This is a genomic window from Mycobacterium alsense (assembly GCF_002086635.1).
Taxonomy (GTDB): Bacteria; Actinomycetota; Actinomycetes; order Mycobacteriales; family Mycobacteriaceae; genus Mycobacterium; species Mycobacterium alsense.
This window is the reverse complement of sequence record NZ_MVHD01000101.1, coordinates 1-5,793: the sequence shown is the minus strand read 5'-3', so window position 1 is coordinate 5,793 and position 5,793 is coordinate 1. Positions and strand designations below refer to the sequence as shown.

At 70.2% G+C, this 5,793-nt stretch carries 6 protein-coding genes; 3 read left to right on the top strand and 3 right to left on the bottom strand.

Annotated features, from left to right (window positions below; translation table 11 throughout):
- On the top strand, positions 1 to 428 hold a 428-nt coding region (locus BST11_RS27770; RefSeq protein ID WP_211284798.1), incomplete at its 5' end, for a hypothetical protein.
- 9 nt (positions 429 to 437) lie between these two features.
- Here the strand turns inward: BST11_RS27770 and BST11_RS26430 are convergent.
- Both BST11_RS26430 and BST11_RS26425 read right to left on the bottom strand, forming a co-directional pair.
- Positions 438 to 1,127 carry a class I SAM-dependent methyltransferase gene (locus tag BST11_RS26430; RefSeq protein WP_083141128.1) on the bottom strand — a complete coding sequence of 230 codons (690 nt, stop codon included), beginning with the start codon at positions 1,125 to 1,127 and terminating at the stop codon, positions 438 to 440.
- Between the two features lie 18 nt (positions 1,128 to 1,145).
- Complete coding sequence (locus BST11_RS26425) at positions 1,146 to 2,630, bottom strand: glutamate-cysteine ligase family protein (RefSeq protein WP_083141127.1); 1,485 nt, start codon at positions 2,628 to 2,630, stop codon at positions 1,146 to 1,148.
- Between the two features lie 148 nt (positions 2,631 to 2,778).
- On the opposite strand from BST11_RS26425, the gene glpK reads away from it, so the two are divergent.
- The gene (gene glpK / locus BST11_RS26420) at positions 2,779 to 4,245 is read left to right on the top strand and encodes a glycerol kinase GlpK (protein ID WP_372509607.1); all 1,467 of its coding nucleotides are present in this window, start codon (positions 2,779 to 2,781) and stop codon (positions 4,243 to 4,245) included.
- 94 nt (positions 4,246 to 4,339) lie between these two features.
- On the opposite strand, the gene BST11_RS26415 is transcribed toward glpK, so the two are convergent.
- Positions 4,340 to 5,104 carry a PadR family transcriptional regulator gene (locus tag BST11_RS26415; protein WP_083141125.1) on the bottom strand — a complete coding sequence of 255 codons (765 nt, stop codon included), beginning with the start codon at positions 5,102 to 5,104 and terminating at the stop codon, positions 4,340 to 4,342.
- Between the two features lie 203 nt (positions 5,105 to 5,307).
- Between BST11_RS26415 and BST11_RS26410 the strand changes: the two genes are divergently transcribed.
- The gene (locus tag BST11_RS26410; RefSeq protein WP_083141124.1) at positions 5,308 to 5,694 is read left to right on the top strand and encodes a hypothetical protein; all 387 of its coding nucleotides are present in this window, start codon (positions 5,308 to 5,310) and stop codon (positions 5,692 to 5,694) included.
- Positions 5,695 to 5,793: the final 99 nt, after the last annotated feature.

Sequence of the window (5,793 nt, the reverse complement as noted above, 5' to 3'; positions counted from 1 at the left end):
GGTGCGGTCTCGTGGCCTCGGAGAGGGGTAAAAGGAACGGCGGGGGCGCCGGGCGGCGGGCCACCGGTGGTCCGGGCGGGTTGGGGGGGGACGGCGGGCCGAATTCGGGCTCGACCAGCAACGGCACGGTCGGCGGCGGCGGTGGACCCGGGGGAGCCGGCGGTGCCGGGGGTTGGCTCTACGGCGCCGGGGGCGCCGGGGGCGACGGCGGCAACGGCGCCGACAGCGGCAGCGGCCTCGGCGGCGGCAACGGCGGCAACGGCGGCGCGGGCGGCAACGCCCGCCTGATCGGCGCCGGCGGGACGGGTGGGGCCGGCGGGATCCCGGGCACCGGGACGGGCACCGGCGGCTTCAGCGGTCACGCCGGGTCGGCGGGCGCAGGCGGCACGGGCGGCCTGCTGTCCGGGGGCCCCGGGGCGTCGGGCTGACGGCGGCGGCTAGCCGGCCTTGTGCGCGGTCAGCAGATAGGCCGGCAACTTCATCCGGCCCTTTTCGTCGCGGTCGTGCTGCGGAAACTCGAACGGCGCGTCCGAAACCGGCGGGATGTTCGCGTGGATGTGGGCGGGCCGGATCTCGTCGACCTCCCAGTATTTGCTCACCGCGGCGCGCAACTCCTCCTCGTCGACCTCGTTGGGCTTGGTTTCCCACTCCGCGGGGAAGGCGCCCTTGGCGAACACCAGGACGAAGTAGACGGCCCCCGGGGCCGCCGCGCGGTGGACCGCGCTGAGGTAGCCGTCGCGGCCCTCGACCGGCAGCGAGTGAAACAGCGTGCTGTCGACCACGGTGTTGAAGCGCCCGTCCGATCCCGGTGGGTAGGCGGCGAAGTCGGTGATGTCGGCCTGCACGAAGCTGGCACTGGTCAAGCCACGCTCGGCCGCGGCCTGGGTGGCGGCCGCGACGGCGGTCGGCGAAAGGTCGATGCCGACCACGGTGTAGCCCCGCTCCGCCAGCGCCAGTGACAGCTCGGCGAACCCGCACCCGGCGTCCAGCACGTCGCTGTGCAACCTGCCGGCGGCGATCAGCGCCGCCAATTCCGGTTGCGGCTCACCGATATTCCACGGCGGCGGACCCTCGAACTCGCCCTGCTCGCGGTAGGCGTCGTCCCAGTCCATGATCTCCGGTGGCATCTCAGGTGTCGCTCCCTCTTATGAGTCCCAGGTGTGCACGGGCTGGTTGGTGTGCATGTGCTCGCAGTACCGCCGCAGCATCTCGGCGAGTGCCGCCTGGCGGCTCATACCGCCGTCCTCCAGGCTACGCACGGTGGACACCTGCCAGCTGGCGCCGTTGCGACCGGCCCGGGCGCGGCCCTCGATCACACCCAGGAAACGGTCGCGCACCTCTGCGTCGACGCCCCAGTCGCGCAGGCCCTCTTCGGCGAGCGGCAGCAGCGTGTCCAGGACCAGTTCCCGCGCCGGCACCTCGCCAACCCCGGGCCAGTGCAGCCGGGCGTCGATGCCGTGGCGGGCCGCCTTGAGGAAATTCGCCTCCGCGACAACGAAATCCATCCTGTTCCACAGCGGGTCCTGCGCTTCGGACAGGCTGCGCAGCACGCCGTAGTAGAAGGCGGCGTTCGCCAGCATGTCGATGACTGTGGGGCCGGCCGGTAGCACCCGGTTCTCCAGCCGCAGGTGCGGGCGCCCGGTCCCTTCGACGTCCAGGACGTCGTACACCGGCCGGTTCCACCGGTACACGGTGCCGTTGTGCAGGCGCAGTTCGGCGAGCTGCGGGGTGCGCCCGGCGGCCAGCTCCGCGACCGGGTCCTCGTCGGAAACCTCGGGCAGCAGGGACGGGAAGTAGCGGATGTTCTCCCGAAACAGGTCGAGCACCGACGTGATCCAGCGCTCGCCGAACCACACCCGCGGCCGCACGCCCTGGGACTTGAGCTCCTCGGGGCGGGTGTCGGTGGATTGCGCGAACAGCTCGATGCGGGTTTCAGACCACAGCTGGTGGCCGAAGAAGTACGGGGAGTTGGCCGCCAGCGCCAGCTGGGGACCCGCGAACACCTGGGCCGCGTTCCAGTTGGCGGCGAACTCTCCGGGTGCGAGCTGCAGGTGCAATTGCATGCTCGTGCAAGCGGATTCGGGTGCGATCGTCGCGGCGTGCCAGCTCAGCGGCTCCGGCCCGGTGATGTTGATCGGGATGTCCTCACCGCGGGCGGAAAAGATCGAGTCGTTGAGGGCGGCGTACCGCGTCGACTCGCTCATCCAGCCGTCGTCCAGGTGCTCGGGCATCAGCGTCGGCAGGATGCCGATCATCACGATGTGGGCCCCGCCCGACTTTGCCTTGGCCTCGGCGTCGTTGAGGCTGGCGCGCACCTCGGCCTCCAGGTCCAGCCCGGTGTGGCCGGGCAACGGGCGCGGCGGCACATTGAATTCGATGTTGTAGGCACCCAATTCGGTCTGGTAGGCCGGATCGGCGATGGCCTCGAGCACCGACCGGTTCGACATGGCCGGCAGGTAGTCGGAGTCCACGAGGTTGCATTCGATCTCCATGCCGGTGAGCGGCCGGTCGGCGTCGAAGCGCGACTGGGCGAGCATCGTCTCGAAGACGTCCAGACACAGCCGCACCTTGCGCCGGTATTCCTGCCGCTGCGCGCGGTCGTATGTGGTGCGCCTGACTTCTTCGCCCACAACGCCGATGGAACAGGTTTACCGGCGGTAGCGCAAGGGCTGGGCCATCATGGACGTGCACGTCACAGCCCGCACTGGAGGAGAGCAGGTGTCCGGACACCCGGAATTCATAGCGGCGATCGATCAGGGCACCACCAGCACCCGGTGCATGATCTTCGATCACGACGGCGCCGAAGTGGCCCGCCACCAGCTCGAGCACGAGCAGCTCCTCCCCCGCGCCGGCTGGGTCGAGCACGACCCGGTCGAAATCTGGGAGCGCACCTCCTCGGTGCTCACCTCCGTGCTGAACCGCGCGAAGCTGTCATCGAAAGAGATTGCGGCCCTGGGGATCACGAACCAGCGCGAGACCACGCTGGTGTGGGACAAGCGGACCGGCAGGCCGTTCTACAACGCGATCGTCTGGCAGGACACCCGCACGGACCGGATCGCCTCGGCACTGCAGCGAGACGGCCGCGGCGAGCTGATCCGCCGCAAGGCCGGCCTACCGCCGGCCACCTACTTCTCCGGCGGCAAGCTGCAGTGGATCCTGGAGAATGTCGAAGGGGTGCGCGAGGCGGCCGAAAGCGGCGACGCCCTCTTCGGCACCGCCGACACCTGGGTCCTGTGGAATCTCACCGGGGGCCCGCGCGGCGGTGTGCACGTCACCGACGTGACCAACGCCAGCCGGACGATGCTGATGAACCTGGAGACGCTGGACTGGGACGACGAGCTGCTGTCGTTGTTTTCCATCCCCCGCGCCATGCTGCCGGCGATCGCGTCGTCCTCGCCGCTGCAGCCCTATGGGGTGACGCTGGAGACCGGGCCCCTCGGCGGGGAGGTGCCCATCGCGGGCGTCCTGGGCGATCAGCACGCGGCGATGGTCGGTCAGGTGTGCCTGGCCGAGGGCGAGGCCAAAAACACCTATGGCACCGGAAATTTCCTGCTGCTCAACACCGGGGAGAAGATCGTGCGGTCGGACAACGGCCTGCTGACCACGGTCTGCTATCAGTTCGGCGGAGCCAAGCCCGTTTATGCGCTCGAGGGTTCCATTGCGGTCACCGGCTCGGCGGTGCAGTGGTTGCGCGATCAGCTGGGCATCATCAGCGGCGCGGCGCAAAGCGAGTCGCTGGCCCGTCAGGTCCCCGACAACGGCGGGGTGTATTTCGTGCCGGCGTTCTCCGGGTTGTTCGCCCCCTACTGGCGATCCGATGCCCGCGGCGCGATCGTGGGGCTGTCGCGGTTCAACACCAACGCACACCTGGCGCGCGCGACGCTGGAGGCGATCTGCTACCAGAGCCGCGACGTTGTGGACGCGATGAAGGCGGATTCCGGTGTGCACCTTGAGATTTTGAAGGTGGACGGCGGCATCACCGGCAACGACCTGTGCATGCAGATTCAGGCCGACGTGCTGGGTGTGGACGTGGTGCGGCCGGTGGTCGCCGAGACCACCGCGCTGGGCGCCGCCTACGCGGCGGGTCTGGCCGTGGGGTTCTGGGCCGATCCGTCCGAGCTGCGCGCCAACTGGCGCGAGGACAAGCGGTGGACGCCCACCTGGGACGACGACCAGCGCGCCGCGGGGTACGCGGGCTGGCGCAAGGCGGTGCAGCGCGCCCTCGACTGGGTCGACGTCACCTAGCGTGACTCCCGATTGACCGCGAGCGCGCGTGTCTCTACGCCGACACGCCGTTGCGGCTGAACATTGGCGCGCGCTCGCGGCCAATGGTGAGGGATCAGTCCTCGCCGAGGATGCCGTAGACGTCGCGGCGGGCGTTGTTGAGGATCTCCACGATGCGCTGTTGCTGCTCGGCGGTGGCGGCGTGCGCGGATTGCGCGACCGCGCCGAACAACTGGCCCAGCGCCGCACGCAGGCTGAGGTGCCCGGGATCGGCGCCTTCGGCGATCTCGTCCCACGGCGGGGTCTCAATCTTCTCCGCCGCCGCGCGGCCCTCGTCGGTCAGCTCGAAAAGCTTTTTGCTGCCTTCGGTTTCGCTCGCGGTGATCAAGCCTTCGTCGTCCAGCAGCTGCAGCGTCGGGTACACCGACCCGGGGCTGGGCCGCCAGATCCCGTTGCTGCGCTCGGCGATTCGCTGGATCATCTCGTAGCCGTGCATCGGCCGCTCGGCCAGCAGCGCCAGGATGGCCGCGCGCACGTCGCCGCGGCGCCCGCGGCCGGGGCCGCCACGTCGCCATCCGCCGCGACGGCCACCCGGGCCGAAGCCGAACCCGGGGCCGAACCCGGGGCCGAAGCCGAAACCGGGGCCGAAGGCCGGTCCGAAACCGGGACCGAAACCGGCACCGAAGTGGTCGCCGGCGTGGTCGCGGAGGTGTTCACGGAATTCCCGTCGGGCCTGGCGCCTGGCCTCGTGGAGGGCGCGTCGCCCGCCGCGAACGGGTGGCGGGCCCGCTGCGGGGCCGACGGGCCCGGGGCCGAAGCCGAAACCAAAACCGGGTCGGCCGCCGAAGGGAGTCTCGGGGGATATGAAGGGGTTGCTCATTTCTTTCCTCACGTTTCACGGGTGGCGCCGGGTCGTGCGCGCCGTACCGAATATCACGATATATCGTAAACTAACGCGATGCAACGCGATACTCTCCAGCCACGGCGCGGCGGCTCGCTAGCGGTCTGACCTGCGGAAAGGGCTTGTCCGCCGGCTGCGGCGGCGCAGTTTGCAACCCTCGGGCGGCGGGTAGGAACAGAGGGATGAACCCGAACAAGAACGTCACGGTCGGCAGCGGAGCCCATGGCGTGGCCGGATCCAGCCGGGCGAACGGGGACCGCGGCCGCAACGTGTGGCCGTGGGTCAACTGGGGGTTGGCGCTGGCGACGGTGCCCGCAGCGGCCATCGTGATGCTCTTCGCGCTCGGCGCCGTCATGAGCACCGACGGCTGCAGCGGTGGCGGTTGCCCGGACCTGGGTCGCGGCGGAATCGACTTCGGCGTGGCGTTCTACGGGGCCCCCGCGGTGGCCTTCGCGGTCATCGTCATCTCGTTTTTCACCGCCAGGCGCCGCGGCGGCATCGTGGTTCCGGTGGCCGGCTGGGCGTTGCTGGTCGCCGACGTCGTCCTGATGGCCGCGGCCGTTTCCTGACGTTCGATCAGCTCGGCGGGGAGAAGCCCTCGGAGGTTGGCGGGCGCTCGGGCCGGGGTGCCGGCCGGGGGGCCGCCGGTGGGAAGAACTGTTGCGGTT

Bases quoted from the DNA above. Each gene is read 5' to 3' on its own strand.
- BST11_RS26430 (WP_083141128.1), bottom strand. From the start codon at position 1,127: ATGCCACCGGAGATCATGGACTGGGACGACGCCTACCGCGAGCAGGGC.
- glpK (WP_372509607.1), top strand. From the start codon at position 2,779: ATGATCTTCGATCACGACGGCGCCGAAGTGGCCCGCCACCAGCTCGAG.
- BST11_RS26415 (WP_083141125.1), bottom strand. From the start codon at position 5,104: ATGAGCAACCCCTTCATATCCCCCGAGACTCCCTTCGGCGGCCGACCC.
- BST11_RS26410 (WP_083141124.1), top strand. From the start codon at position 5,308: ATGAACCCGAACAAGAACGTCACGGTCGGCAGCGGAGCCCATGGCGTG.